Origin of the sequence: Aestuariimicrobium ganziense (assembly GCF_015352975.1) — a bacterium.
In the GTDB taxonomy this organism is placed as follows: domain Bacteria; phylum Actinomycetota; class Actinomycetes; order Propionibacteriales; family Propionibacteriaceae; genus Aestuariimicrobium; species Aestuariimicrobium ganziense.
Window position 1 is genome coordinate 1 of record NZ_JACYIZ010000005.1, and the last position, 24,500, is coordinate 24,500.

Below are 24,500 nucleotides of genomic sequence, written 5' to 3' on the forward strand. Positions count from 1 at the left end.
TGCTCGAGATCCGCGTCCAGGAGGACGAGACCGCCGAAGTCGGCGCCGTCCTGGCCGTGATCGGCGACGCATCGGCTGCCCCGGCTGAAGAGGCTGCACCCGCCGCACCGGCGGACGAGGCCCCGGCTGAGCAGGCACCGGCCAGCGACGAGGCCGAGGCCAAGCCCGAGGCGACCGCGCACGCTGAGCCCGAGGCCCACGAGGAGCCGGTCGAGGCTGCCGCCGAGAACCAGGAGCAGGCCCCACCACAGCCCAAGGAGCCCTCGAAGGTGTCGGCCACCAACGAGGTCGCCCCACGGCGCGGCTCGGACTCCTCCGATGCCTATGTCACCCCGCTGGTGCGCAAGATGGCGGCCGAGCAGGGTGTCGAGCTGAGCGAGATCAAGGGCACCGGTGTCGGTGGTCGGATCCGCAAGCAGGACGTGCTGAGCGCCGCCGAGGCCAAGAAGAAGGCCGCCGAGGAGGCCGAGAAGGCCAAGGCCGCCCCGGCTGCCGAGTCGAAGGCCGAGGCTGCTGCGGCTCCGAAGGCTGCGGCTGCGGCCGACGAGTCGGGCAAGCGGGGCACCACCGAGAAGATCACCCGCCTTCGGGCCACGATCGCTCGGCGGATGGTGGAGTCGCTGCAGGTCTCGGCCCAGCTCACCGCCACCGTCGAGGTCGACATCACCGCGATCTCACGCCTGCGCGCCCAGCACAAGGACGAGTTCAAGGCACGCAACGGTGCCTCGCTGAGCTACCTGCCGTTCATCACCAAGGCGTCGGTCGAGGCGCTCAAGGCTTTCCCCAAGGTCAATGCCACCATCGACACCGAGGCCGGCACGATCACCTACGCCGAGTCCGAGCACATCGGCATCGCGGTCGACACCGAGAAGGGCCTGCTCGTCCCGGTGATCAAGGACGCCGGTGACCTCAACATCACCGGTCTGGCCAAGAAGATCGCCGACCTGGCTGCTCGCACCCGGGCCAACAAGGTCACCCCGGACGAGCTGGGCGGTGGCACCTTCACCATCACCAACTACGGTTCGGCCGGCACCCTGTTCGACACCCCGATCATCAACCAGCCGCAGGTGGCGATCCTGGGCACCGGTGCGCTGGTGAAGCGTCCGGTGGTCGTCGAGGACGCCTTCGGTGACGAGACCATCGCCATCCGCGACATGATGTACCTCTCGCTGAGCTACGACCACCGACTGGTCGACGGCGCCGACGCGGCCCGCTTCCTGTCGTCGGTCAAGGCCCGGCTCGAGGCAGGCGACTTCGCCGGCGAGTTCTGATCGTCCGGTCTTCTCGACCACGCAACTGCGCCCGGGGCTTCTGCTCCGGGCGCAGTGCTGTTGGTGCTGGTCGCGTTGGGCTGGGTGTGTCGCTGGACGAGGTCAGCGCTGCCAGACCACGCCCTCGGGGCCGGTGATGGTGACCCCGGGCGGGTCCAGGCGCAGCGTGGTCTCGAGCCACGCCTCGTCCGACTCGGTCGAGGTGGTGCGGTAGGTGAAGCTGCGGTTGGCGACGTCGACCGCGCGGCTGCGGGCGTTGACCAGCCACGGGTGGCGGCGGCGCAGCCCGATCAGATCCTGGTGGGTTCGCATGGCGCCGGCCCCGAACGGCGACAACTCGTCCGGGCCGTCCGGGAAGGGGGGACGCACCTCGTCGTCCCCGCCCAGGGCGTCGGACTTGGTGCCGGTGTAACCCTGCTCATCGCCGGCATAGACCGAAGGGATTCCAGCGGTGGTGGCGAGCACGGCCATGGCGAGCGGGACGAGGTCGGCGCCGACCTTGGTGGCGATTCGGGTGACGTCGTGGTTGCCGACGAAGGTCTGCGGCACGAACGTGGCGAGCAGGTCGTCGTGGCGGCGCATCGTCCACTCGAGCTCGAAGAAGTTGCCGTCGACCAGGCTCGACCAGATCGCCTTCCACAGTTCGTACTGGGTGAGGCTGTCGACGCCGCTCTCGCGGACGAAGGCCGGGTAGTCACCGTGGATCACCTCGGCCAGGAACCAGGCGTCGGGGTGGTCGGCGCGCACCCGGTCGATCGTCTCGCGCCAGTAGTCAGTGGGCACGGAGTAGGCGGCGTCGAGGCGCCAGCCGTCGATGCCGCGGCGCAGCCAGTGGGTCATCACCTCGACGGCCAGGTCGCGGGCCTCGGAAGTGGAGTGGTCGAGGCGGACCAGATCGCCGTGGCCCTCGAAGACCTCGGCGTGGTTGACCAGCGGCGAGTTCTGCTCGACTGCGGGGTGTTCACGGCCGACGTGGCTGAAGACGCCGTCGAGGACGATTCGCAGGCCGCGTTCGCGGCAGGCGGCGACCAGGGCGTCGAAGTCGGCGTCGTCGCCCAGGCGTGGGTCGATCTGGAAGTGGTCGGTGGTGTCGTAACCGTGGCTGGTCGAGGCAAAGATCGGGCCGAGCAGCAGGCCGGAGCAGCCGAGGGCGACGGCGTGGTCGAGCCAAGCGGTGAGCCGGCTCAGGCGGTGCGCCTGCCACGGCTGGCCGTCGGGAGCGCCGTCGCTGGGGCGGATCGGGGCACCGACGAAACCCAGCGGGTAGACGTGCCACCAGATGGCGTGACGGGTCCACTCGGGGGTGGGCTGGGCGGTGAGCGCGGTCTGGGTCACCCGCCCACCCTACGGCGGTTGTCGCTGCGGGTGGAGGGGTACCATCGCAGCCGTGAGAAGGCTGCAGCGCGAGTACCTCGGATTCGCCGACGACCCCGCGTCGCTGCTGGCCTACCGGCCGTGCTGGGACTACCAGCGCGAGGTGCTGGGCGAGGTGGCGGAGGAGGCTCGTGGCGACACGGTGCTGTACGTGGAGCACGAGCCGGTCTACACGGCGGGACGACGAACCACCCCCGAGCAGCGTCCGTTCGACGGGACCGACGTGGTCGACGTCGACCGCGGCGGGTTGATCACTTGGCATGGGCCGGGGCAATTGGTGGGCTACCCCATAGTGAGGTTGCCTCAAGGTGTGGGTGTGGTCGACCACGTGCGGCGTGTCGAAGAGGCGATCATCCGCTACCTGGCGTCCCTCGACCTGGTCACCGGACGCATCAAGGAGCGCACCGGGGTCTGGTTCGGCGCCGACGGCGATCGTCCCGAGCGCAAGGTGTGCGCGATCGGCATCCGCGTGAGCCGGCGGACGACGATGCACGGGTTCGCGCTGAACCTGACCAACGACCTGGCCCCGTTCGAGAACATGATCCCCTGCGGCATCCCGGACGCCGGCGCCACGACAGTGCAGGCCGAACTCGACGCGCAAGGCCAAGGTCGACGGGCACCGACGCTGCTCGAGGCGGCTGAGGCGCTGCACCCGCTGCTGGAGGAGTTGCTCGCCTTCGAGCCCTACACCCCCAGCCCCGACGTGGTGCGCTGAGCCTCGTCCAGCTGGTCGCTCGCCGACCGGACTCCCCCGCTCAGCAACCCGGCACACCTTGGATCACGCGGCGCATGTGCAAACGTGTGCCAGGTGAGCCAACCTGGCCCGCGCTGACAGCAGTGACGTAATCGCGTCCACCGTGGTGACCGTTGATGCGCCTGAGCGAACACCAAGGTCGGCCTGATCTCGGCGGGAAACCCTCGAATGACCACGACTTTCACGCCACAAACCGGGCAGCGGACGAGGCACCTGGTCGTCCAGCCCGATCAGCGGCGGGAAACCATCGAATAACAGCGCGTTTCACGCCACAAACCGCTGGGCCCCGCCGGCGATCCGCCCGGCCCCACCCAGAGGCCAAGCACGCCCCACCGGCCAGCCCGTCTCCGGCCACCGACCCCACCACGCTCGCGGAGGCCCCTGTCAGGCCGGGGTAAGCTGGCTGATGTGACTATTGCTCCTGAAGGCCGCCGCTTGCTTCGTGTCGAGGTCAAGAACGCCGAGACCCCGATCGAGCGCAAGCCCTCGTGGATCAAGACAACCGCGAAGATGGGCCCCGAGTACCGCGACCTGCAGAACCTCGTCCGTGAGGGCGGCCTGCACACCGTGTGCCAGGAGGCCGGCTGCCCCAACATCTTCGAGTGCTGGGAAGACCGCGAGGCCACCTTCCTGATCGGCGGCGACTCGTGCACCCGGCGCTGCGACTTCTGCCAGATCGAGTCCAAGAAGCCTACCGGCTACGACACCGGCGAACCGCTGCGGGTGGCCGAGAGCGTGCAGCAGATGGGCCTGCGCTACGCCACCGTCACCGGGGTGTGCCGTGACGACCTCGAGGACGAAGGCATCTGGCTGTACTCCGAGACCATCCGCAAGATCCACGAGCTGAACCCGGGCGTGGGCGTCGAGATGCTCGCGCCCGACTTCTCCGGACGACGTGAACTGCTCGAGCAGTTGTTCGACACCCGTCCCGAGGTGTTCGCCCACAACGTCGAGACCGTGCCGCGGATCTTCAAGCGCATCCGCCCGGGCTTCCGTTACGAGCGCTCGCTCGACGTGCTCACCATGAGCCGCGAAGCCGGTCTGGTCACCAAGTCGAACCTGATCCTGGGCATGGGCGAGACCCGCGACGAGATCTCCCAGGCCCTGCGCGACCTGCACGGCGCCGGCACCGAGATCATCACGATCACCCAGTACCTGCGCCCGGGCCCGCACCTGCACCCGGTCGACCGCTGGGTCAAGCCCGAGGAGTTCGACGAACTCGACCAGGAGGCCCGCGAGATCGGCTTCGTCGGAGTCATGTCCGGACCCCTCGTCCGTTCGTCCTACCGGGCCGGCAGGCTGTACCGTCAGGCGATGGCGGCGCGCGGCACCCCGGTCGAGGAAGCCAGCACCGCGACCACCACCCACTGACGAAGAGGCACGACGATGGCGAGCGAGAAGGCCAAGGAACTGGCCCGGCAGCAGAAGGCCGCGGCCAAGGCAGAGAAGCTGCGCAGGAAAAACTCCGACAACCCCCGCGACTGGGGCCAGTGGAAGCAGATCACCGAGACCTACAAGCTGTCGGCGCAGTACGACAAGAAGCTGCACCTCTACGTGATCGGTGCGGTGGTCGCCTGCATCCTGCTCGGTGTGCTGCTCGGCCTGCTGATCAGGCCGTGGTGGATGTGGACGCTGATCGGCCTGATGTTCGCCGCACCCGCCGCCCTGTTCGTCTTGCTGCAGCGCTCGAAGAAGGCCACCTACAGCCGCTTCGCCGGCCAGGCAGGCTCGGGTGAGGTCGCGCTCAACATGCTCGACAAGAAGTGGACGACCAGCCCCGCGATCGCCGTGACCCGGCAGATGGACGTCGTCCACCGAGCTCTGGGCCCCACCGGGCTCTACCTGATCGGCGAGGGCGACCCGAATCGGATCAAGGCACTGCTGGCCACCGAGGCCAAGCGCCACGAGCAGGCCTCGCGGATCGTCAAGCCCACCACGATCATCATGGGCGACAAAGATGGACAGGTCCCGCTGCCCAAGCTCGCCCAGCACATCAAGAAGCAGCCCAAGACCCTCGACGCCGCCCAGATCGCCGACGTGGCCTCGCGCCTCAAGGGCCTGGACGCCATGCGTCCCAAGGTGCCGCTGCCCAAGGGCCCGCTGCCCACCCGGGTCTCGCGCAACGCCATGCGCGGCCGCTGACTTTCGTGACGGCAGCCTGACGTGGCCGGCGTCAACCTGGTCAACGCCGAGAAGATCTCGAAGACCTACGGCACCCGCACCCTGCTCGACGAGGTCAGTCTCGGCCTGTCCGCCGGCGACGTGATCGGCGTCGTCGGACGCAACGGCGACGGCAAGACCACCCTGCTGGGACTGCTGACCGGGTCGGTAGAACCCGACAGCGGACGAGTGACCCGCACCGGCTCGATCTCGATCGGCGTGCTCACCCAGGCCGAACAGGTCGTCGAGGGACGCACCGTGCGCGACCTGATCGTCGACGGTGCCCCCGACCACGTCTGGGCCGCCGACAGCTACCGCCGCGACGTGGTCGAGGAGTTGCTCGACCAGATCGACCTCGACGCCGAACTGTCCCGGCTCTCCGGCGGGGAGCGGCGCCGTGCCGGCCTGGTCGCCCTGCTGCTCGGCCACCACGACCTGCTGGTGCTGGACGAGCCGACCAACCACCTCGACGTCGAGGCCGTCGGCTGGCTGGCGACCCACCTGGTCACCCTGCAGCAGCGCGGCACCGCGATGCTGGTGGTCAGCCACGACCGCTGGTTCCTCGACGCCATCTGCACCCGCATCTGGGAGGTGCACGACGGGGTGGTCGACCCCTACGACGGGGGTTATGCCGCCTACGTGCTCGCCCGCGCCGAACGCGCCCGGCAGGCCGCGGCCACCGAGTCGCGCCGCCGCAACCTGCTGCGCAAGGAGCTGGCCTGGCTGCGTCGGGGTGCACCGGCGCGCACCTCGAAGCCCAAGTTCCGCATCGACGCGGCCAACGTGCTGATCGAGGACGAGCCCGCGCCCCGCGACCGGCTGCAACTGGAACAGTTCTCACTCACCCGCCAGGGCAAGGACGTGATCGACGTCGACCGGGTCGATGTCGACCTGCCCAGCCTGGACGGTGAACCCGGCCGCACCCTGCTGAAGAACCTGACCTGGTCGATCGGCCCCGGCCAGCGGATCGGCATCGTCGGGGTCAACGGATCGGGCAAGACCACCCTGCTGCGGGTACTGGCCAAGGAACTGGAACCCACCCGCGGCCGGGTCAAGCACGGCAAGACCGTCCGGTTGGCGCACCTGAGCCAGAACGTCGCCGGCACCGAACCCTCGGGTGTCGTGCCGCCACTGGATGACCGCGACCGGGTGCTGGAGTCGGCCAACCGCGTGCGCCAGGTGGCCGTGGCCGCCGGCGGACGAGAGATCTCCTCGTCCCAACTGCTCGAGGACTTCGGGTTCAGCCAGGGAAGACTGCACACCCCGGTGGCCGACCTGTCGGGCGGTGAGCGGCGTCGGCTGCAGTTCCTGCGACTGCTGCTGGCTGAACCCAACCTGCTGATGCTGGACGAGCCCACCAACGACCTCGACATCGACACCCTGACCGTCATCGAGGACCAACTCGACCGCTGGGCAGGCACACTGCTGGTGGTCAGCCACGACCGCTACTTCCTCGAGCGGGTCTGCGACGTCACCTATGCGCTGATGGGTGATGGACGATGCGTGCTGCTGCCCGGCGGGGTCGAGCAGTACCTCGACGCGCGGCGGGCACGTCAGGTCGGCCCACGCCAGTCCGAACGGGTCGGGCAGGACGAAGCTCCGGCTCCTTCGGAAGCGCCGGTGAACGCAGCGGCGGCACGACAGGCCAAGAAGGACCTCGCCCGACTCGAGTCGCAGATCGCCAAGCTCGGCGCACGGCGCGAGAAGCTGCACGCCCAGATGGCAGAAAACGCCTCTGACTACGCCAAGCTCAGTCAGTTGCAGGACGAGGACGCTGCCATCGGCGCCGAACTCGACGCCCTCGAGACCCAGTGGCTCGAGGCGGCCGAGGCCGCCGGCTGACCCTGCCCCACCCACCGGGGGTCTCATCTGGAGCGCCCAGCCCCCCGCATGGCTACTGCACCGTAAGTTTGGGCGCATGATCGTCCGACCCCTGATCGCGCGGCTCTTCTGGGCACTCTCGCGGTACGAGTTCCGTTCCCAGGCACCCCAGGCCCAGTCCGCCGTGCTGATCGGGGCCCCGCACACCTCGAACTGGGACTTCGTGCTCATGCTCGCCATCGCCTGGCGCCAGGGCATCAAGCCCAAGTGGCTGGGCAAGCACACTCTGTTCAAGCGTCCGTTCGGCCCGGTGATGCGGGCGCTCGGCGGCATCCCGGTCAACCGCGCGAACCCCGCCGGGTTGGTGGACGAGATCGTGGCCGCCATCCGCAAGGACCCCCGGACCATGCTGGTGATCACCCCCGAGGGCACGCGCCACAAGGGCACCCACTGGAAGTCCGGCTTCTACCGGATCGCCCGTGAGACCGGCCTGCCGCTCGTCCTCGGTTACGTCGACTCCGCCACTCGGACGAGCGGCCTCGGGCCGACGATCCACCTGACCGGCGACGTCTCGTCCGACATGGACCGGCTGCGCGAGTTCTACGCCGACAAGCGCGGTATCCGGGCTGATGACTTCACCATCCCCCGGCTGCGCGAAGAGGACGAACTGACCACCGGCTGACCCCGACCGAGCCACCCGAGGACCACGCCGTGAGCAACCCAAGCGGCGCCGGGGTGAATCGTTCAACAAATGTGGCTCCGTACCTTCCCGCCGGGCCCAAACTTCCCTAGGGTGAACGCGTGATCAGTTTGCCTGCGCGGGGCGGCTCCCGATGAGTCGCTGGATGACCCGTGACCGGTCGTACTACCGCAACCTCGTGCTGCTGGCGCTGCCGGTCGCCGCGCAGGGGCTGATCGCCTTCCTGGCCACCTTCGCCGACAACCTGATGGTGAGTTCGCTGGGCGACGGCGCCGTCTCGGGCGTCTACTTCGCCAGCCAGGTCAACATCCTCATCCAGATGTTCGCCAGTGGTCTGGCCACGGTGATCGTCATCCTGTCGGCCCAGTACTGGGGACGAGGCGACACCGACACCATCAAGACCATCATGGCGATCGGTCTGCGGCTGACCGCGCTGGTCGGGGCGATCATCTCGGTGGTCTGCATCCTGTTCCCCTCGCAGGTGCTGGCGGTGTTCACCTCCGACCCGGCGGCCGCCGCCCAAGGTGTGATCTACCTGCGCGTCGTGGCGCTGTCATACGTGTTCTTCTGCCTGACGCAGGCGCTGCTGAGTCTGATGCGCGCGGTCGAGACCACTGTCATCGGCATGGTGATCACGCTGATCTCGCTGGTGATCCACGTCACCCTGAACGCTTGGTTCATCTTCGGCCTGAACTGGGGCGTCGCCGGGGCCGCTTGGAGCATGGTGCTGGCCCGCATCGGTGAGCTGGCTGCTATCGCGTTCTACGTGCTCAAGGTCGACAAGAAGCTGCGCGTTCGGCTGAGCGACCTGACCCGCCGGAGTTCGGCCATTCTGCGCGACTACGGACGATACGGCTCCCCGCTGGTGGCCGGTGAGTTGGTGTGGAGCATCAACCTGATGGTCAACTCGATCATCTTCGGGCACTTCTTCGACGCCGCCGTCGCCACCGCGGTCTCGATCGCCAACACCATGGCAACGCTGGCGTTCATCACATTGTCGGGCCTGGCAGCCGCGGTCGGCATCATGACGGGCAAGACGGTCGGCGCGGGCAAGGTCGAGTTGATGAAGGAGTACGCCCGCACCACCCAGGTGATCTTCCTTGTCGTCGGGTTGTTGACCGGTGCGATGGTGGCCGCGCTCAACCTTCCCTTCGTGTCGCTCTACGCCCACGGCATCAGCGCCGAGGCGGCGGCCCAGGCCCAGATCCTGATCTGGGTGATCGCGGTCACGATCGTCGGCAGCGGCTACCAGATGCCGGTGCTGTTCGGGCTGGTGAAGTCCGGCGGCGACATCACCTTCGTGTTCAAGAACGACACGATCTTCGTGTTCGGCGTCGTGTTGCCGTCGGCACTGATCTCGGCCTTCCTCGGGGCTCCGGCCTGGTGGGTGTTCGCCTGCCTGAAGTCCGACCAGATCCTGAAGTGCTTCGTGGCCGTGGTCAAGGTCAACCGCTTCAACTGGATGAAGAACCTGACCCGCGAGCGGGAACTCAACGCCGTCGCCTGAGACACGGCTGGTTGAGCGCCAGCCAGCCGCTCGACCCGGCCGCGACGGGCACCTTGCGGCCGCGACGGGCAGTTTCCGACTGCGACGGGCACCATGGTTGCCGACGAGTACTGCACACCGTGCCCGTCGACAACTTGGGTGCGCGTCGTCCAACTTGGCTGCGCGTCGTGCGCGAAGGACGAGCGTCGCCTCGCGGCAGCCCGCGCCGACGCGGCACATCTTGGGTCACTTGGCACAGGTTCGAACGTGTGCCAGGTGCGCAACCCTGTGCCAGGTGCCGGGACGAGGTGGACCCCGGGTCTCAGGCGTCGCTACTCGATCAGCGAGTGGCGGGGTCGTTGTCCAGCAGCCACTGACGGCTGCGGAGCACCGCATCCAGCGTGTCGCCGGCGAACAGGTCCAGCCCGATCACCCGAGGCACGTCGGGCACCATCGCCAGGAACCTTGGCCAGTCCAGTTCGCCGTCACCGACCGCCACCTGGTCGGCGTTGCTGCCGCCAACAGCCGGCCCGTCCTTGAGGTGGAAGGCGAAGATCCGCTCCCCCAACTCCTCGATCAGGGCCGGCACGTCGGCCCCGCCGATGGTGGCCCAGTTCGGGTCGAACTCCACCCCAACCCCCGGCCCGACGTGGTCGAACACCTCGAGCAGGGCAGCTCGTCCGTCGATCTGGGTACGCACCTCGTCGTCATGGTTGTGGAAGGCGATCCGCATGCCATGGGCACCAGCGATCTCGGCGGCGGCGTTGAGGTCGTCGGCGATCCGACGCACCGAGTCGCGGTCGGCCCACCGCTCGGCCGGGAACATGGGCTGCATCAGCAGCTTCACCCCCAGCTCGGCGGCCGCCCCGATGGTCTCGCGGCGTTGGTCGTCACTGACCATCTCGCCGTGCGCACTGGGCGTGGTCAGCCCGAGCCGTCGCACCGCCGGTTCGAACAGGTGGCGGGTCTGGGCCACACCGAACGGCTCGACGCTGGCGAACCCGGCCTCGGCCAGGCGCTCCAACGTCGGCTCCCAGCCCATCGTCTCGAGGATCTCTTCGTGCAGGCTCCACAGCTGCACCGAGATCGGTGGGGTCGGCCAGCGGTTGATCATCGGCGTTCCTCTCGTCCGGCGTCGAGCATGGCCAGGGCCCCGGCCCTCTGTACGGAGCTTGTCACCATGGCGCCGTTGTACCACGGTGGGCGGTGGCCGACAGGGGTGACGGCCCGTCTAGGCTGGTGCGACACACACATCCACCACCGAGGGGGAACCCCATGGCCCAGCGAGTCTGGCTGATCACCGGAGCGGGACGAGGGATGGGGGTCCACTTCGTCCGGGCGGCCCTCGAGGCCGGTGATGCGGTCGTGGCCACCGGACGCAACCCCGAGACGGTCACCTCGGCGTTGCGCGAGGCACTCGGCGTCGACCACGAGAACCTGCTGATCACCAAGCTCGACGTGACCCAGCCAGCCGACGCCGAGGCCACCGTCGCCGCCGCCAAGCAACGCTTCGGACGCGTCGACGTACTGGTCAACAACGCCGCCAACTTCTACGGCGGCTACTTCGAGGAGTTCACCCCCGAGCAGATCGACCACCAGTTGCAGACCGCCTTGGTCGGTCCGATGAACGTCACCCGCGCGGTGCTGCCGGTGATGCGCGAACAGCGTTCGGGTCACGTGCTGTCGATCTCGTCGGGTGCGGGGCTGATGGGGTTCGAGTTCAACACCGCCTACTCGGCAGCGAAGTTCGGCATGGAGGGCTGGATGGAGGCGCTCGCCCCCGAGGTCGAGCCGTTCGGCATCCACACCACGATCGTCAACCCCGGCTTCTTCCGCACCGAGCTGCTCACCCAGGACTCGGCCAGCTACTCCACCCCGTCGATTCCCGACTACGCCGAGCGCCACGCCGCCCAGGTCGCCAACTACGAGTCGATGAACGGCCACCAGGAGGGAGATCCCGCCAAGCTCGCCCGAGCCTTGGTCACCATCGTCAACGAACCGACCCCGCCACAGCGATTCATCGCCCTGGCTGCGATCGTCGAGGTCGCCGAGCAGAAGGCCCACACCCTGCTCGCCCAGGCCGACGCCTATCGCGAGTTGTCGAGTTCGCTCGCCCACGACGACGTCTGATCCGTCGTCATGCCGAATGCGGAGCATCACCTGAGGCTCAGCACCCCACCCCTGTCGGCACGAGTGAGTTCGACCGTTGTGGCCAGCACGGTCATGAAGTTGATCGCCAGTCGGGCGGCGGTGACCAAGGCCGACATCGTGCGGGTCTCCGGCCTTGCCCGCACCACCGTCGACAACGCGCTCGCCCCGCTGTTCACCACCGGCGCGGTGCGCCATGCCGGGATTCGTCCTGCGGTCGGTCGGGGACGACCAGCCGAGGAACTCGAGATCGCCCCCACCTACGGGGTCGTCCTGGTCGCCGACTGCGGCGTGCGGGCCGCCAAGTTGGCGGTGTTCGACTTCGGCCAGCAGGTGCTCGCCTCGAGCCAGGTGCCGATCGACCTGTCCCGCGGTCCCCAGCCGGTGCTGGACGACGTGATCGCCGGGTTCACCGACCTGGTCGAGAAGGCGGGGGTTGCCGACGCGCCGCGCACCGCCGTGATCGGCCTGCCCGGACCGGTCGACCAACGGCACGGGGCGGTGGTTCGTCCCCCGCTGATGCCCGGCTGGGACGGCTTCGGGGTGGTCGCTGCCCTCTCGGAGGCACTCGGCTGCCAGGTGCTGATCGAGAATGACGTCAACCTGCGCGCTCTGGGCGAGCAGCGGGTGTTGTCGGAGGCCATCGGGCCGCTGGTCTACCTCAAGTGCGGAACCGGCATCGGTTCGGGCCTGGTCACTGCCGACGGCATGCTGCTGCACGGCGCCGATGGTGCCGCCGGCGACATCGGTCATGTGCGCGTGGTCGGATCGGACGACCCCTGCCCCTGCGGCAACACCGGCTGCCTCGAGGCGTATGCCTCGCTGCGCGCCCTGGCCGGCGTGGACGACTCCGAGGGCGAGGCCAGCTCGGAGCAGGTCGAGCAGTTCCTCGACGTCCTGCGCGCCCGCGACGCCCGCGCGGTGGCGCTGCTGCGTGACCGGGCCCCGGCGATCGGTGAGGTGGTGGTCAGCCTCGTCCACGTGCTGAACCCGGCGATCGTCGTGGTCGGGGGCGCCATGGCTGCGGCCACCGACGACCTGCTCGCCGCGGTGCGCTCGGTGGTCTACCAGCGCTCGCTGCCGCTGGCGACCCGCAACCTCACCATCACCGGCCCGCAACTCGGGGACGACTCCGGCTTGTACGGGGGGCTCGCCCTCGGCCTGGAGGCGGCGATGGAACCCGCTGCCCTGCACGACCGGCTTGCCGCGCTGCGGCCGGGACGACGCCGAAGCCGCTGAGCTCACGCCAACTCAACCCACTGGCGCTGCTGGGCCGAGGTGAGCACCGCGTCGACCACGCGTGCCGCCCGTGCCCCGTCGGCGAAGGTCGGCAGCCCCTCGGGGCGGTGCCCGGCGATCGCGGCATAGGTGTCGGCGATGAACGCCTCGAAGCAGTAGGCGTACCCCTGGGCGTGCCCGGCAGGCAGTGCCGACAGCCGGGCCGCGTCGAGGTGGTTGGTGCGCGGGTCGCGGACGATCACGGCGGTCTGGTTGAGGGTGGCGATCGAGGCCTCCTCGGGGTGCTCCTGGTCGAAGACCGCGGCGCCCTCGGAGCCGTCGACCTCGAACCAGAGCCGGTTCTTGCGGCCGGCCGAGACCTGGCTGACGGTGGTCTGCACCGGCACACCACTGCTGGTGCGGAACATGGCCAGCGCAATGTCCTCGGTGGTGACGTCGGCCAGTTCGCCGCCTGCTCCCCCGCTGAAGGCGGCTGCCGAGCCCGACGGACGCTGCGGGTGGGCGATGCTGGTCATCGCGCTCACCTCGGCCAGGTGCTCACCGCTGACGAACTCGATCAGGTCGGCCCAGTGCGAACCGATGTCGGCGAAGGCCCGCGAGGCGCCACCGTCGGCCGGGTCGACGCGCCAACTGGCGACGTCGCGCGGCAGCATCCAGTCCTGGGTGTACGACCCGTGCAGCAACAGCATGCGACCCAACTCCCCCGACTGCACGCGCGAGCGGATCTCGCGCACGACCGGGTGGTAGCGGTAGACGAAGGGCACCGTGGCGATCACGCCGGCGCGCTCGGCCACGCGCTCCATCTCGGTGGCCCCGGCGGCCGACATGCCCAGCGGCTTCTCGCAGACCAGGTTGATGCCGGCCTCGAGGGCCGCCAGCGCCATCGGGGCGTGCATCTTGTTGGGGGTGCAGATGTGGACGACGTCTGGTTTGTCGGCGAGCAGGTCGTCGAACGAGGCGTAGCCGCGGTCGATGCCCCACTCGTCGGCGACGGCCTGGGAGCGCTCCGGGCTCGAGGCGAGCACACCGACCAGCTGGGCGCTGGCGAGCAGGGCGCCACGCCGGTGCAGACCGGCGATCATGCCTCCGCCGGCGATGGCGACACGCAGTGAGCGGTGGTTCATCTCGTCCTCCAGGGTTGTTCGGTGACACCACCGTAAAACACCCTGCTAGGACTTATATACGTCTTGAAAAGGTTTAAACAGGGCGCTCTGCAGCGCCCTGCTGGAGGCCGGTTCGGTAGACCTCGAGCAGTTGCCCGGCGACGGCCTCGGGGCTGAAGCGCTCGGACACATGCGACCGCAGTGCCGCTGGGTCGAACTCGTCCAGGCGGACGATCACGCGCTCGAGTGCCTCGGCGACCTCGTCGGGGGACTCTCCGCTCCACTCCCCCACGGTCTCGTCGACGAACTCGTCCGGCCCGGGGATCCTGGGAGCAACCACGGGCAACCCGGCAGCCAGCGCCTCGGCCCAGACCACGCCGAAGGTTTCGTGGGTGCTGAGCATGGCGAAGAGGTCGTGCTGTCGGTAGAGGGCGGTGAGTTCGTCACGGGTGGCTCGTCCGGGCAGCTGCACCCGGTCGTCCAGCCCGAGTCGCCTGACCTGCGCCAACAGCGCTTCGCGCTCGGGGCCCTCGCCGACGATGGTGAGGCTGACGTCGTCGCGCCGGTCCGCCAGCCGGGCGAACCCGTCGACCAGCAGCGACATCCGCTTGCGAGCGATCAGGTTGCCGGTGGAGATGATCCGCACCCCGGCATGTTCGGTGCGGGGCTCGGGCTGGAACTGTTCGATGTCGATGACGTCACCGACCACGTGGGCCTCGACCCCGAACCGGTCGCGAATCACCCGGGCGAGAGCGGACGAGACCGCCAGCACCCGGTCGGCGCGGTAGGCCCGCTCGGCCAGCCAGCGCAGGTCGTCGGCGATGGTCGGCGCAGTCAGCCTGGAGTAGTGCTCGGTGACCACGACCAGCGGACGGTCCTGTTGCGGGGTGTGGGCGGCCACCGCCGCACCCCACGCGCAGAAGTGGGCGTGGACGACGTCAGGTCGTCCGTGACGAGCGACGATGCGTCGGTACAGCGCCCGCCATGCCAGCCCCGCGAGGCCATGGTGCAGCCGGGTGGGCAGGGCACCCAGCGGCACCGAGAGTGCCTCGACCCGGACGCCCGAGCCGTCGACCGACGAGGCGAACCCCCACCGGCGCCAGCGCCGCACCGAGCGCAGGTCGAGCGCGGCGTGCACCACGCTGGCCCCGGCGTCGGCCAGGGCTCGGGCCTGGTCGAGCTCGAAGCAGCCCAGCAGCGGTGAGGCGGGCGAGGGCAGGCCTCGTCCAACCACCGCCACCCTCAGGGCGGCCTGTTCGGTCATCGGCGGTTCACCACGGCCAGCCCGAGCGCGATGTCGACGATCGAGCGGCGCTCGGCGCCGATCACCAGTGACGGGATGACCAGGCACTTCAGCGCGGTGCGAATGATCGCCTGCCACCAGCGGATGGGCGCGCCGGACAGCTGTGAGACGCCGATGCGGGCCAGCAGTTGGCCGAAGCTGCCGCCGGTGACGATGGTGAAGATGGTGGCCTCGACGAAGAAGACCGTGAGCGGCATCCACATCCGCCAGTTGTTGTCGTAGAGCACGCCCGACCCGAAGGCCCCGACGGCGACGGCGAGGCTCGCGGCCCAGTCGACGATCAGGGCGGCGAAGCGGGCCCGCCACGAGGCCAGCGAGCCGCGTCCCTCGCGGGGCAGGCCGATGCTCTGGCCCGGGTAAGCGGGTGCGTCCTCTGTGGTCTGGCTCACGGGGCGAGCCTAGCGGGCGCGGCACGGTTCGAGCCGCGTGCCGCGGGTGTGCCGGTCGGCTCAGGCTGCGGTGACGCTGGCCCAACCCCGACGGTTGTTCAGCATGAAGTCGTGGCCGCTGTCGGGGTGGCGCTCTCGTCCACACCGCAGGCAGCGCAGGTAGTAGGCATGGTGGTTGGCCACGTCGGTGATCACCCTGACATCGTCGTGGCGGCGAAGCCGACACCGCAACGGCATGGGCACGTGCGGGATGGCCAGGGCACGCCGCCACCAGATGATCCGGCTCAGCAGCGAGCAGGCGTCGGTGATCGGGTGGGTGCTGGCGGCCAGTTCGCCACCCACCTCCTCGTCGAAACGCTGCCGGACCTGCCTCGGCAACAGGTGGACGATCGCAGCCAGCACGTAGTCGTCCAGCCGGGTGGCGATGAAGCTCAGGTTGGGCTCGGGAGGAAGGTCGAGGTCCTGCACCGAACGCTCGTCCTCGCTGTCGCGCGCGGCCAACTCGAGCCTGGCCAGTTGGTTGCCCATCGGGGTGAGGCTGTAGAGCCGACGACGGGGACGACCGGTGTCGCGCGGGTCGGTGCCGTCCCAGCGGCTGGTGACCCACTCGAAGCGTTCCAGCTCGGCCAGGATCGGCATGAGCACACCACTGAGCACCCCGGTGGCCTCGCTGATCTCGAGCGGGAACTGGGGTTGGTTGGTCCCCCACGCCAGGTGGTCGAGCACGACGAGGGTGGCGTGGCGCATCTTCGGCCCCCTCATGGCACCAACGATACGCGGCGTTACATGACCGAAACACTCGGGAAACTGCCGGGCAACACCCCCCAAATAGGTTCACACGTGTTCAGCACGAACCACGATGGAGGAACACATGTTCAAGGGCGCAGACGACCTGCTCGCCTACCTGAAGGACGAGGGCGTCGAGATGGTCGACGTCCGCTTCTGTGACCTGCCCGGCGTGATGCAGCACTTCACGGTGCCCGCCGGCTCGTTCGGCCCGGAGGTCTTCGAGGACGGGTTGGCCTTCGACGGCAGCTCGATCACCGGCTTCCAGAAGATCCACGAGTCCGACATGGCGCTGCTGCCCGACCCGACCACCGCGTTCCTCGACCCGTTCCGCAAGGCCAAGACGCTGGTCATCAACTTCTTCGTGCACGACCCGCTGACCAAGGAGCCCTACAGCCGCGACCCGCGCAACATCGCGCGCAAGGCCGAGGCCTACCTGGCCAGCACCGGCGTGGGCGACACCGCCTTCTTCGCCCCCGAGGCCGAGTTCTACGTCTTCGACGACATCCGCTTCGAGACCAAGCAGAACGCCTCGTATTACCCCATCGACTCCGAGGCCGGTGCCTGGAACACCGGCCGGGTCGAAGATGGTGGCAACCGCGGCTACAAGGTCAAGTACAAGGGCGGCTACTTCCCAGTCAGCCCTGTCGACCACTTCGCCGACCTGCGCGACACCATCGTCAAGCAGATGGAGGCTGTCGGCCTGATCGTCGAGCGCGCCCACCACGAAGTCGGCACCGCCGGCCAGGCCGAGATCAACTGGCGCTTCGACACCATGCTGTCGAGCGCTGACAACGTCATGAAGTTCAAGTACCTGGTCAAGAACGTGGCCTGGGAGGCCGGCAAGACCGCCACCTTCATGCCGAAGCCGATCTTCGGTGACAACGGTTCGGGCATGCACGTGCACAGCTCGATCTGGGATGGCGGCCAGCCGCTGTTCTACGACGAGAACGGCTACGGCGGACTGAGCGATCTGGCCCGCTGGTACATCGGCGGCATCCTCAAGCACGCCCCGGCGCTGCTGGCCTTCACCAACCCGAGCGTCAACAGCTACCACCGTCTGGTGCCCGGCTTCGAGGCCCCGGTCAACCTGGTCTACTCGCAGCGCAACCGTTCGGCCTGTATGCGCATCCCGATCACCGGCTCGAACCCCAAGGCCAAGCGCGTCGAGTTCCGCTGCCCCGATCCCTCGTCCAACCCCTACCTGGCGTTCGCGGCCATGCTGCTCGCCGGTCTGGACGGCATCCAGAACAAGATCGAGCCCCCGGCCCCGATCGACAAGGACCTCTACGAGCTGCCCCCGGAGGAGCACGCAGAGGTGCAGCAGGTGCCCGCGTCGCTGGGCGAGGTGCTGGACGCGCTCGAGGCCGACCACGAGTTCCTGCTCGCCGGTGACGTGTTCACCCCCGACCTGATCGAGACCTGGATTGAGCTGAAGCGGGCCGAGATCGACGCCATCCGGCTTCGTCCCCACCCGCACGAGTTCGAGCTCTACTACGCGATCTGAGTCACGCGTGGCCTGAGGCACGAGTTGTTTGAGGCGCCGGGTCACCCATCGCGCACCTCTGAGCCCTTTCCTGCACGAAAATCGAGTTCCCGCACCGTCTTTGGTGCGGGAACTCGTTTTTGGTGCGGGGGAAGGGTGGACGAGGGGCCGCCGGCAGGCATGGGATGCTGGCGCCATGGCTGAAGCTGATGTGGTCGCCGCCACCGACACCCCTCGGACCCGCACTTCCATCGCGGACGACCTGCGTCGGCTCGGCCTGTCCGCTGGTGACGTGGTGGTGCTGCACAGCAGCGTCTCGTCCATCGGCTGGGTCGCCGGAGGTGTGGTCGCCGTACTGCAGGCCTTTCAGGACGTGCTGACCGAAGCCGGCACGCTGGTCGTCCCCACCCACACCTCGGACCGCACCGACCCACAGCACTGGCAGGCGCCCCCGGTCCCGGCCGAGTGGGTTCCGGTGATCCGGGACGAGGTACCCGCCTTCGACCCGGCGCTGACGCCGACCCGCGCCATGGGGATCCTGCCCGAGACGTTTCGCACCTGGCCGGGGGTTCGCCGCAGCAGCCACCCGCACAACTCGTTCGCCGCGTGGGGTCGGCAGGCGGACGAGATCACCCGCGACCACGCGCTGGCCTGGTCGATGGGGCCCGAGTCACCGCTCGACCGAGCCAGGAACCTCGGCGCGCGTGTGGTGCTGATGGGCACCCGCCGCTGCACGATCCTGCACCTGGCCGAGGTGCTGGCCGACGTCTGTGAGCAGCAGACCCAAGGGGCCGCCGTGCTGGTCGAGGGCGAGCGCCGGTGGGTGACCTTCCCCGAGTGGGTCCACTCCGACGGGGGCTTCCACGACATCCTGGACGAGCACTGCGCTCGGCACGGCATCACGCCGGGTCTGGTGGGCAACGCCAGCACGCTCGTGCTCGATGCGAGCACGCTGGTGGACGAGGCGGTCGTCCACCTGCGCACCCATCGTGGGCGCCCCTGAGGACGTTCCATCCCCGCCTTGAACCCGTTCCCCCGCCCCAAAATCGAGTTCCCGCACCAACGTTGGGGCGGGAACTCGATTATGGTGCGCGGGAAGGCGTGGCCGCGAGGTCGAGTGACAGGCGGACGACTCCAGGCGAGGACAGCCCCCAGCGGCCAGAATGACCCGCCCTACTCGGCGCTGAACCAGAACGTGGAGTCGCCGTTGATCTGGCGGGTCTCGACGCGTCCGCTGGGCGAGACCACCCGCAGGATGAACTCGTCGTCGGTGACCAGGCGCACCGTCCACCCCCAGCCGGTGGGCTCAGCGACCAGGTCTGCCTGCTTGCCGAAGAACCAGTAGTTGTCGATGCCGACCCGCACCTGGCGCTCGGGCAACTGCCAGGTGATGCAGTTCGCCTCGGCGTCGGCGGTCACCCCCACCACATGGCTGACGAAGAAGCCGATCGGTCCGATGCCTGACCATCCGATGAAGTCGCGGCGGTTGTTGTCGCCGGGACCAACGTGGTCGGGCGCGCTGCACTCGTAGACGGTGCCGGTGCCGTCGTGGATGCGGGCCAGGGCGTCGACGTGGTTGTGTGCGATCCGCCTGGCAAGGTCGTGCAAGCCGTAGCGGTCGAGCCCGGCCACCACCATCTGGTTGGTCGGCGCCCACACAGCCCCACGCCAGTAGCCACCCTCGGGGTCGAAGTCCGGCTCGTCGGCCGGCACGGTCGGCACCATGTGCACGCGGGCGAAACCGTCGGGGTCCTCCAACGCGCGCACCAGGGCGTGTGCCCGCTCGATGGGGGCGACCCCCGAGATCAGCGCCCAGAACGCGGCGATCGTGCGCACCGGGGAGCGCTCGAGGTTCTCATCGAGATCGAAGTAGAACTGGCGCTGCTCGTCCCACATGTGCTCGTTGACCAGGTCACGCAGCCCCAGTTGCCGCTCGACCAGCAGGCTGAGGTCGGCGCCGGTGCCTCGTCCGTGCCGTTCGAGGGTGGCGGCGATGTCGAGCAGGTTCTCGGCGAACAGCACCATCTGGCAGGCGGTGTCGACCCCGAAGCCCAGGTACTGGTTGCGCGGCGAGTTGTCCATGCTCGCCCAGTCGGTGGCATAGAAGCCGGACGAGTGCCGCAGCTGGTCGTCCACCGCCTGGAAGTAGGCGTACAGCGGTGGGAAGACCCGCTCGAGTCGTCCGATGTCGCCGGTCTGGCGGAAGCTCAGCAGCTCGGCCCAGGCGAAGACGAAGTTGTTGTGCGCGTCGAGGGTGAGCCGGGGTTGGGTGCTGGGTTCGCGTCCCAAGTCGATGCGGCGCACCGAGTGCAGCCGCTGGTCGATCGGCTCGGCCTCGATCGCCCCCTGCTGCCAGCCGCGGTGGAAGAACGAGTAGAGGCCGTCGTCGTCGAGGTTGGTCCACCACAGGAAGTCGAGGCCGTCGTCGGCGTAGATCTCTCGGCAGATCTCACCGTTGTCGTGCTGACGGGCGTAGAAGTTGTCGAGCGAGCGGATGCCGGGCAGGTAGGGGTGGAACAGCCGGGCGAACATCGTGATGAAGGCGGTGTCCCAGAAGAAGATGTTGCCGTTGAAGGCGGCGTCGAGGAACGGGGTGACCAGCGGGCTGCCTTCGTCGGGCTCGCGTCGGTTGCGGAACAGCACGTCGACGCAGAAGTCGTAGCAGTCGCGAAAGTCGGGCCGGCCGTCGATGTAGGGGCCGGGCAGGCGGCTGCGCACCTCGTCGAACGGTGGCATCGCAGCGGGTTCGGGCTCGGGAGTGAACCACTGCCCTCGAGGTGCTGTCTGGATCGTGCGGTAGCGCTCGGCCCAGACCGATCCCTGCGGCAGGAGGTGAACTTCTCGTCCCATGGGGTTCTCCCTTGTCTTCTTCCAGTATCCGCCCATTCTCAAGGCCCAGCAACCAAACCAGCGGTCGTCCTCGGGTGGGGTCATCGGCTCCCTCGTAGGGTGGGAACATGGCACTCATCCTGGTCACCGGTTCGTCCACGGGCCTTGGTCTCAACGCCGCGCAGGCGCTGGTCGACGAAGGGCACGAGGTGGTGGTGCACGCCCGCTCGGCCGCGCGGATCGAGGGTCAGCCGTGGCTGCAGCAGTTGCTCGGTGCTGTGCACGGCGACCTCGGCACCCACGAGGGCGCCCGGGCGGTCGCCGAGGCCGCGAACGCGTTCGGACGATTCGACGCCGTGATCCACAACGCCGGCGTGATGGATGGCCCCGTGGCCGAGGTCAACGTCGACGCCCCGTACCTGATGACGGCCTTGATGGAGCGACCTGCCCGGTTGGTCTACCTGTCCAGCGACATGCACCGTGGTGGCTCGGCGTCGCTGCGCGGGCTGTCTGGACGAGGACGCGTCAGCTACTCCGACAGCAAGCTCTACGTGACGGCACTGGCGATGGCGGTGGCCCGGTTGTGGGACGACGTCTGCTCGCACGCGGTCGACCCGGGCTGGGTGCCGACCCGGATGGGCGGCTCCGGCGCCCCGGACGACCTGACCGCGGGGCACCAGACCCAGACCTGGCTGGCCACCGCCGACAACGTGAAGCCGCGCACCGGCGGGTACTGGTACCACCGGAGCACCCAGACCCCGCACCGATCGGCACTGGACGAGAACTTCCAGGACGAGTTGTTGGCGGTGCTGGAGTCGCGCACCGGGATCGCTCTGCCCCGCTGACGGCGTCAGCTCGCGGCGGTGCCGCCGACCCGGGTGACCAGGTCGGCCGCCCACACGCGGGCATCGGCGGCCACGTCGTCGAGCGGACGAGGCGGCAGCAGGTCGTCCCAGTGCGACAGGAAGGTGCCACGCAACTGCAGCATGCCGGTGGGCCGGGCATAAACCCACCAGTGCAGGTGCTCTCCCCCATCGCCCCAGCGGGCGACCTGGATGCGAGGGACCGACATGGTCGCGGTCGCGGTCTGCTCGAGGGCGGTCAGCAACTCCCCTTGTCGGCGGGCCTCCTCGGGGGTCATGGTGGCCAGGTCACAGTGGCGGCGCGGCATCAGGAACATCGCGAACGGCAGGGATGACGACCTGGCCGGCACCACGAAGAACAGTTCGTCCCACCAGACCGCACCCCCGGTCGCGGGGTCGGCTCCGGTGGCGCAGCTGTGGCAGTCGACCCCGCCGACACCGCGGCGATCAGGTTCGGTCTCGACCGGCTCGTCGAGTGCCTTGACGGTGAGTTCGCCAGTCCAGGGCCAGCTGGTCCACGAGGGCAGGTCGGTCTCGCGGTGGCCATCGTCCTCGATCGCTCGGACGACGCGGTCGTACCACTGGCGCGGGGTCTCTGGCATGGGGCCACTGTGGCACGGCTGGAGCTCGGTCAATTGCCGGGTTTGATGGTTTCGCGCCACGCGATTCGCCGGATCGATCGCATTTGGCCGTTTTCGGCAATCGCGTGGCACGAAACCATCAAACAGCTGCCAGCACGTGCGGCGGCAAGTAGGTCGGGGCCCCGCTCAGAGTGCGCCCGCAGCGCGCCGCAGCTCCCTCAGGAGCGGAACACTCGGGGGGCTAAGTCGCGCAGGTGCCGTCGCCAACTGGTGAAGGTGTGGCCGTTGGTGCCCTCCACCTCGATGAAGGTGTAGCTGACGCCGAACTCGTCGAAGACAGCCCGGGTGTTGACGTTGTTGGGCCAGGCGGCGTCCATCTCGTCGCAGTAGATGGCGTGCAGGATCGTCTGGTCGTTGATGGCCGGGTTGTCGAGCAGGTGACGCCCCTCAGTGCGGAGCCAGTCGATGCCGTCGGGGAAGTAGCCGGAGCTGAAGTCGCCGTACCAGGCGAAGACCCCGGGCCGCATGATCAACGTGTCCCAGGTGAAGAAGCCGCCCATCGACAGCCCAGCCAGCGCTCGTCGTGAGGGATCGGTGGCGACCGGGTAGGCCTTCTCGATGGCGGGCAGCAGGTTGTCGACGATCTCGTCCGGTGCCTTGTCAGCGGGTGGGACGACCAGCTGCCCGGGTCCGACGTTGCCAGACAGCATCATGGCCGGCATCACCACCAGCATCGGCGTGATCGCGCCATCGGCCAGCAGGTTGTCGAGGATGATCGGCGCTCGTCCCTGCACGACCCAGTCGAGCTCGTCACCACCACCGCCGTGCATCAGCACCAGCAGCGGCAGCGGCTCGTCGTGGGTTCGCGGCGGTGACCAGACCATTGCCCGGCGCTCAGTTCCCACCACCTCGGAGTGGTAGGTGAGCGGCTCGACCCGTCCGTGGGGGACGTCGCGCTCCTGGAAGAACTCGGTGCCCGGCCCTGGCACCATCAGCATGGTGTCCTGCGGGTGGGCCTGGACGACGGTGGGGTTGTCGGGGTCGGCGGTGGGGACGCCGTCGACCACGAAGTGGTACTCGTACCACTCCGGCGGCAGCGGACCGACGGTGAGGCTCCAGATGCCGTCATCGTCCTTGGCCATGGGGATCGCCTCCGGTGGCCACGGCAGCCAGCCGCCGACCAACCCGACGCTGGTGGCCTCGGGTGCGGCGAGGGTGAAGGTGACGGTGCGATCGGGGTGCACGGTGGTGGCCATCGGGTGCTCCTTGCCTGCGGTTGTCACCAACCTACGTGCGGCGTGGCCCTTCTGGCCTCCAACCACCCAGGCTCACGACAGCTGGATCACCGTGCAGCCCTCGTTGCGCCTGGCCACGGCCACCAGGTCGTCGCGCCACAGCTTCACCGGCGCGGGCAGCGGATCGCCGATCTGCCTGCCCGTCCGAGCGTGCGGAGTCAGACGGGCCTCGGACCCCAGCACCCAGACGACTCCATCACGCAGCAACCGGGGTCTGGCGGGTGGTGGCCGAGCACTCGTCCTTGTGCGACGTGCTGGGCGGCGAAGTACTTGCGCTCCCAGAACGTGCTGCCGTCGTTGGCCGACAAGCCGCGGATAGTCATCACGTCGGGCCGAGGTTCGCCACCGGCCACGGCGTCGGCAGGGCCGCTCTGCACCACCACGACATCGCCGGCGGCTCCGACCACACCGAACGAACTCCTGACCCGGCCGTCCCGACGTGGTTCGGGCGCCACCACCGGGACGACCCAGCGCGTGCGTCCGGTCCGTCCGTCGACGGCCATCAGTGAGGCTCCAGCGTTCTCGGTGTCGGGGATGTCCTGGATCGCGGCCAGAGCCAGCGCCTCGGTGGTGTCGTGCAGCTGGAAGCCAAGCGAGACGCTCTGGCCGATCTCGAGTTCGGCACGCCACCGCGGATCCTTGGCGTAGCTGGACCACAGCTGCTCACCGCTGGTCAGGTCGACCGAAGCCACAGCGCCGTAGCGCTCGGCGTCCGGGAAGCCCCGGTGACCATCACCAGGTCGGACGACATCCAGACGCTACCGATGCCGACCAGACCACCGGCGTTCTCGAGCACGACTTCTTGGTTCAACGACGGCATGCGTGGCGGTGCGGACTGCACGGTTGAACTGGTGCTGGTGGCTCTGTTTCGCGAGGAGCCGAGGCCACATCCGGCGAGACCGAGTGTGGCGG

24 protein-coding genes are annotated in these 24,500 nt (G+C 68.8%); 12 read left to right on the forward strand and 12 right to left on the reverse strand.

Annotation, left to right across the window (positions count from 1 at the left end):
* Positions 1-1,271 (forward strand): 2-oxoglutarate dehydrogenase, E2 component, dihydrolipoamide succinyltransferase (gene sucB, locus IE660_RS10115; protein WP_203568253.1); only part of this gene is annotated, 1,271 nt, incomplete at its 5' end.
* Positions 1,272-1,373: 102 nt separating this feature from the next.
* On the opposite strand, the gene IE660_RS10120 is transcribed toward sucB, so the two are convergent.
* Positions 1,374-2,606 (reverse strand): alpha-amylase family protein, encoded by a 1,233-nt coding sequence (locus IE660_RS10120; RefSeq protein ID WP_203568254.1) that lies wholly within the window; start codon positions 2,604-2,606, stop codon positions 1,374-1,376.
* 43 nt (positions 2,607-2,649) lie between these two features.
* Here IE660_RS10120 and lipB point away from each other — a divergent pair, with 43 nt between their 5' ends.
* The 6 genes from lipB (at position 2,650) to IE660_RS10150 (ending at position 9,587) form a co-directional block, all read left to right on the forward strand.
* Positions 2,650-3,360, forward strand: a complete 711-nt coding sequence (gene lipB, locus IE660_RS10125; RefSeq protein ID WP_407929019.1) for a lipoyl(octanoyl) transferase LipB — start codon at positions 2,650-2,652, stop codon at positions 3,358-3,360.
* 447 nt (positions 3,361-3,807) lie between these two features.
* Positions 3,808-4,770, forward strand: a complete 963-nt coding sequence (gene lipA, locus IE660_RS10130; protein WP_203568256.1) for a lipoyl synthase — start codon at positions 3,808-3,810, stop codon at positions 4,768-4,770.
* Positions 4,771-4,785: 15 nt separating this feature from the next.
* Positions 4,786-5,541: a DUF4191 domain-containing protein gene (locus IE660_RS10135; RefSeq protein ID WP_203568257.1), complete on the forward strand. Its 756-nt coding sequence runs from the start codon at positions 4,786-4,788 to the stop codon at positions 5,539-5,541.
* A gap of 21 nt (positions 5,542-5,562) precedes the next feature.
* On the forward strand, positions 5,563-7,401 hold the full coding sequence (locus tag IE660_RS10140; protein ID WP_203568258.1) for an ABC-F family ATP-binding cassette domain-containing protein: 1,839 nt from the start codon (positions 5,563-5,565) through the stop codon (positions 7,399-7,401).
* A gap of 76 nt (positions 7,402-7,477) precedes the next feature.
* A complete protein-coding gene (locus tag IE660_RS10145) occupies positions 7,478-8,062 on the forward strand; it encodes a 1-acyl-sn-glycerol-3-phosphate acyltransferase (RefSeq protein WP_203568259.1) in 585 nt (194 codons plus the stop codon).
* A 151-nt stretch (positions 8,063-8,213) separates the two neighbouring features.
* Complete coding sequence (locus tag IE660_RS10150) at positions 8,214-9,587, forward strand: MATE family efflux transporter (RefSeq protein WP_203568260.1); 1,374 nt, start codon at positions 8,214-8,216, stop codon at positions 9,585-9,587.
* Positions 9,588-9,906: 319 nt separating this feature from the next.
* Here IE660_RS10150 and IE660_RS10155 read toward each other — a convergent pair whose 3' ends face one another.
* Complete coding sequence (locus IE660_RS10155) at positions 9,907-10,680, reverse strand: sugar phosphate isomerase/epimerase family protein (RefSeq protein ID WP_203568261.1); 774 nt, start codon at positions 10,678-10,680, stop codon at positions 9,907-9,909.
* 161 nt (positions 10,681-10,841) lie between these two features.
* On the opposite strand from IE660_RS10155, the gene IE660_RS10160 reads away from it, so the two are divergent.
* Both IE660_RS10160 and IE660_RS10165 read left to right on the forward strand, forming a co-directional pair.
* Positions 10,842-11,696 (forward strand): SDR family NAD(P)-dependent oxidoreductase, encoded by an 855-nt coding sequence (locus IE660_RS10160; RefSeq protein WP_203568262.1) that lies wholly within the window; start codon positions 10,842-10,844, stop codon positions 11,694-11,696.
* A gap of 63 nt (positions 11,697-11,759) precedes the next feature.
* Positions 11,760-12,953 (forward strand): ROK family protein, encoded by a 1,194-nt coding sequence (locus IE660_RS10165; RefSeq protein ID WP_203568263.1) that lies wholly within the window; start codon positions 11,760-11,762, stop codon positions 12,951-12,953.
* Between the two features lie 2 nt (positions 12,954-12,955).
* On the opposite strand, the gene IE660_RS10170 is transcribed toward IE660_RS10165, so the two are convergent.
* The 4 genes from IE660_RS10170 to IE660_RS10185 form a co-directional block, all read right to left on the reverse strand.
* A complete protein-coding gene (locus tag IE660_RS10170) occupies positions 12,956-14,077 on the reverse strand; it encodes a Gfo/Idh/MocA family protein (RefSeq protein ID WP_203568264.1) in 1,122 nt (373 codons plus the stop codon).
* A gap of 73 nt (positions 14,078-14,150) precedes the next feature.
* The gene (locus tag IE660_RS10175) at positions 14,151-15,320 is read right to left on the reverse strand and encodes a glycosyltransferase (protein WP_203568265.1); all 1,170 of its coding nucleotides are present in this window, start codon (positions 15,318-15,320) and stop codon (positions 14,151-14,153) included.
* Positions 15,317-15,748 (reverse strand): RDD family protein, encoded by a 432-nt coding sequence (locus tag IE660_RS10180; protein WP_203568266.1) that lies wholly within the window; start codon positions 15,746-15,748, stop codon positions 15,317-15,319. Before IE660_RS10180 ends, IE660_RS10175 begins: the two co-directional genes overlap by 4 nt.
* A 60-nt stretch (positions 15,749-15,808) precedes the next feature.
* Positions 15,809-16,510 carry a PadR family transcriptional regulator gene (locus tag IE660_RS10185; RefSeq protein ID WP_203568267.1) on the reverse strand — a complete coding sequence of 234 codons (702 nt, stop codon included), beginning with the start codon at positions 16,508-16,510 and terminating at the stop codon, positions 15,809-15,811.
* A gap of 109 nt (positions 16,511-16,619) precedes the next feature.
* Between IE660_RS10185 and glnA the strand changes: the two genes are divergently transcribed.
* Both glnA and IE660_RS10195 read left to right on the forward strand, forming a co-directional pair.
* A complete protein-coding gene (gene glnA, locus IE660_RS10190; protein WP_203568268.1) occupies positions 16,620-18,041 on the forward strand; it encodes a type I glutamate--ammonia ligase in 1,422 nt (473 codons plus the stop codon).
* Positions 18,042-18,216: 175 nt separating this feature from the next.
* On the forward strand, positions 18,217-19,023 hold the full coding sequence (locus IE660_RS10195) for an aminoglycoside N(3)-acetyltransferase (RefSeq protein WP_203568269.1): 807 nt from the start codon (positions 18,217-18,219) through the stop codon (positions 19,021-19,023).
* A gap of 170 nt (positions 19,024-19,193) precedes the next feature.
* On the opposite strand, the gene IE660_RS10200 is transcribed toward IE660_RS10195, so the two are convergent.
* Entirely contained in the window at positions 19,194-20,870 is a 1,677-nt protein-coding gene (locus tag IE660_RS10200) for an MGH1-like glycoside hydrolase domain-containing protein (RefSeq protein WP_203568270.1), read from the reverse strand.
* 107 nt (positions 20,871-20,977) lie between these two features.
* On the opposite strand from IE660_RS10200, the gene IE660_RS10205 reads away from it, so the two are divergent.
* Positions 20,978-21,694: an SDR family NAD(P)-dependent oxidoreductase gene (locus IE660_RS10205; RefSeq protein ID WP_203568271.1), complete on the forward strand. Its 717-nt coding sequence runs from the start codon at positions 20,978-20,980 to the stop codon at positions 21,692-21,694.
* 5 nt (positions 21,695-21,699) lie between these two features.
* Here IE660_RS10205 and IE660_RS10210 read toward each other — a convergent pair whose 3' ends face one another.
* The 5 genes from IE660_RS10210 to IE660_RS10230 form a co-directional block, all read right to left on the reverse strand.
* Positions 21,700-22,314: a hypothetical protein gene (locus tag IE660_RS10210; RefSeq protein ID WP_203568272.1), complete on the reverse strand. Its 615-nt coding sequence runs from the start codon at positions 22,312-22,314 to the stop codon at positions 21,700-21,702.
* Positions 22,315-22,511: 197 nt separating this feature from the next.
* Positions 22,512-23,549 carry an alpha/beta hydrolase gene (locus tag IE660_RS10215; RefSeq protein WP_203568273.1) on the reverse strand — a complete coding sequence of 346 codons (1,038 nt, stop codon included), beginning with the start codon at positions 23,547-23,549 and terminating at the stop codon, positions 22,512-22,514.
* A gap of 72 nt (positions 23,550-23,621) precedes the next feature.
* Positions 23,622-23,771 carry a hypothetical protein gene (locus IE660_RS10220; RefSeq protein WP_203568274.1) on the reverse strand — a complete coding sequence of 50 codons (150 nt, stop codon included), beginning with the start codon at positions 23,769-23,771 and terminating at the stop codon, positions 23,622-23,624.
* Complete coding sequence (locus IE660_RS10225) at positions 23,747-24,280, reverse strand: hypothetical protein (protein ID WP_203568275.1); 534 nt, start codon at positions 24,278-24,280, stop codon at positions 23,747-23,749. The genes IE660_RS10220 and IE660_RS10225 overlap by 25 nt, the downstream gene beginning before the upstream one ends.
* A complete protein-coding gene (locus IE660_RS10230) occupies positions 24,262-24,399 on the reverse strand; it encodes a hypothetical protein (protein ID WP_203568276.1) in 138 nt (45 codons plus the stop codon). Before IE660_RS10230 ends, IE660_RS10225 begins: the two co-directional genes overlap by 19 nt.
* Positions 24,400-24,500: the final 101 nt, after the last annotated feature.